This window comes from Actinomadura logoneensis (assembly GCF_003428695.1).
In the GTDB taxonomy this organism is placed as follows: domain Bacteria; phylum Actinomycetota; class Actinomycetes; order Streptosporangiales; family Streptosporangiaceae; genus Spirillospora; species Spirillospora logoneensis.
The window spans coordinates 1-2,794 of record NZ_QURH01000675.1; the positions used below are offsets into that span (position 1 = coordinate 1).

Below are 2,794 nucleotides of genomic sequence, written 5' to 3' on the forward strand. Positions count from 1 at the left end.
CCCGCATCCGCCCCCGCCCCCCTTCACGCCACCACGAGCTTCGACCCCCGGAGGTCCAGATGGACGTTTTCGCGCGCCTGGAATCGGAAGTCCGCGGCTATTGCCGAGGCTGGCCCACCGTGTTCACCACCGCACGCGGCAGCCGGCTCACCGACGAGAACGGTCGCACCTTCCTCGATTTCTTCGCCGGCGCCGGAACACTGAACTACGGGCACAACGACCCCGCCCTGAAACAGCGGCTGCTGGACTATCTCGCCGCCGACAACATCGTCCACTCACTCGACATGCACACCGCCGCGAAACGCCGCTTCCTGGAACGTTTCGACGAGCTCGTGCTGAAGCCGCGCGGACTCGACTACAAGGTCCAGTTCCCCGGCCCGGCCGGGAACCACTCGGTCGAGGCGGCGCTGAAACTGGCCCGCAAGTACACCGGCCGCGAGACGGTCGTGTCGTTCACCAACGCCTTCCACGGCATGACGCTCGGCGCGCTGGCCGTGACCGGCAACTCGATGAAGCGGACCGGCGCGGGCGTCCCGCTGGGGCACGGCGTCGCCATGCCCTACGACAACTACCTCGACGGCCGCACCCCCGACTTCCTGCTGTTCGAGACGATGCTGGACGACTCGGGCAGCGGCCTGGACAAGCCGGCCGCGGTGATCGTCGAGACCGTCCAGGGCGAGGGCGGCATCAACGTCGCGTCCCCCGAGTGGCTGCGCGGGCTGGCCGATCTGTGCCGGCGGCACGGCATCCTGCTGATCGTCGACGACGTCCAGATGGGCTGCGGCCGGACCGGTCCCTTCTTCAGCTTCGAGGAGGCCGGGATCACCCCGGACATCGTCTGCCTGTCCAAGTCCCTGTCGGGCTACGGCCTGCCGTTCGCGGTCACCCTCATGCGCCGCGACCTGGACGTCTGGGAGCCCGGCGAGCACAACGGCACCTTCCGCGGCTTCAACCCGGCGTTCGTCACCGCCGTCGGCGCGCTGGAGGACCACTGGACCGGCGAGGGCCTGGAGAAGCAGACCCTGAAGAAGGGCCAGCAGATCAAGCAGGCGCTCGACGAGATCGCCCTGGAGCACGCCGGGGCCGTCGCGGACGTGCGTGGACGCGGCCTGGTCTGGGGTATGGAGACCCGTGACCCGGAAACGGCCGCCAGGATCTGCGCCGAGGCGTTCCGGCGCGGTCTGCTGATGGAGACCTCCGGGCCGAACGACGAGGTCGTGAAGATGCTGCCGCCGCTGACCACCACCTCCGAGGAGCTGACCGAGGGGCTGGAGCTGCTGGGCGAGTCGGTCGCCGCCGTCCGCACCGCCGTACCCGCCTGAACCGTCCGGAACCGAACCGGAACCGACCCCGAGGAGCAACCGAATGATCGTCCGATCGCTGAACGAGATCGTCGGCACCGACCGGGACGTCCAGGCCGAGACCTGGGCGAGCCGCCGCCTGGTGCTGGCCAAGGAGAAGGTCGGCTTCTCGCTGCACGACACCGTCCTGTACGCCGGGACGGAGACCCGGATGTGGTACGCGAACCACATCGAGGCCGTCTACTGCATCGCCGGCGAGGGCGAGCTGGTCAACGAGGAGACCGGCGAGAAGCACCGGATCGAGCCAGGCGTCATGTACCTGCTGGACGGCCACGAACACCACATGCTGAGGGCCTTCACCGACGTCCGCACGGTCTGCGTGTTCAACCCGCCGTGCACCGGACGCGAGGTCCACGACGAGAACGGCGTCTATCCCCTGATCACCGAGCAGGAAGGAACGCACGCGTGAGCGTGATCGAGACCCATCCGAGCATCGACGACGCGTATCCGACCCGCAAGTGCGGCGAGGCCGCGCTGCTGTACCGGCAGGACCCGGTCGTCTACGGGTCGGCCGGGGACGGCCCGATCGACGCGGCCACGCTGGAGGGCTACGACGCCGACGGCTACCTGACCGTCGACCGGCTGCTGGAGCCGGAGGAGGTCGAGACCTACCGCGCCGAGCTGCGCCGGCTGGCGTCCGATCCGCGGATCCTGGCCGACGAGCGGACGGTGACCGAGCGCGGCACCGACGAGGTCCGGTCGATCTTCGAGGTGCACCGGATCAGCGAGGTGTTCGCCGAGCTGGTGCGGGACGAGCGGGTGGTCGGCCGGGCCCGGCAGATCCTCGGCTCGGACGTCTACGTCCACCAGAGCCGGGTGAACTACAAGCCGGGCTTCACCGGCAAGGACTTCTACTGGCACTCCGACTTCGAGACCTGGCACGCCGAGGACGGCATGCCGCGCATGCGCGCCGTCTCGATCTCGATCGCGCTGACCGAGAACCACGTGCACAACGGCGCCCTGATGATCATGCCGGGCTCGCACCGGACGTTCGTGACGTGCGTCGGCGAGACCCCGGAGGAGCACTACCGGGAGTCGCTGAAGAGCCAGGAGATCGGCACGCCCGACCAGGGCAGCCTGTCGATCCTCGCCGACAAGCACGGCATCGAGCTGTTCACCGGCCCGGCGGGCTCGGCGACCATGTTCGACTGCAACTGCATGCACGGCTCGAACGGCAACATCACGCCGTTCCCGCGCTCGAACGTGTTCGTGGTGTTCAACAGCGTGGAGAACGTCTGCGGGGAGCCGTTCTCCGCGCCGTCGCCGCGACCGTCGTTCATCGGCGCGCGGGACTTCACACCGGTCCGCTGACCCGCGGCCGGCGACCGGTGTCCCGAGCGAGGACCCCACCCGGTCGCCGGCCCACCGGTCACCGGCCCGCTGGTCGCCGGCCCGCCGGCGGCCGGCCCGCCGGGCCGCGGACCCACCGGCAG

At 69.7% G+C, this 2,794-nt stretch carries 3 protein-coding genes; all 3 read left to right on the forward strand.

The genetic code is table 11. The annotated features are described in order from the left end of the window. Positions 1-59 precede the first annotated feature (59 nt). From ectB to thpD, 3 genes are read left to right on the forward strand one after another with little or no spacing between them, the layout of a single operon-like run. Entirely contained in the window at positions 60-1,322 is a 1,263-nt protein-coding gene (gene ectB / locus DZF91_RS25485) for a diaminobutyrate--2-oxoglutarate transaminase (RefSeq protein WP_117359752.1), read from the forward strand. Positions 1,323-1,365: 43 nt separating this feature from the next. Then, positions 1,366-1,770, forward strand: a complete 405-nt coding sequence (locus DZF91_RS25490) for an ectoine synthase (RefSeq protein WP_117359753.1) — start codon at positions 1,366-1,368, stop codon at positions 1,768-1,770. Further along, positions 1,767-2,672, forward strand: a complete 906-nt coding sequence (gene thpD / locus DZF91_RS25495) for an ectoine hydroxylase (RefSeq protein ID WP_117359754.1) — start codon at positions 1,767-1,769, stop codon at positions 2,670-2,672. The genes DZF91_RS25490 and thpD overlap by 4 nt, the downstream gene beginning before the upstream one ends. Positions 2,673-2,794: the final 122 nt, after the last annotated feature.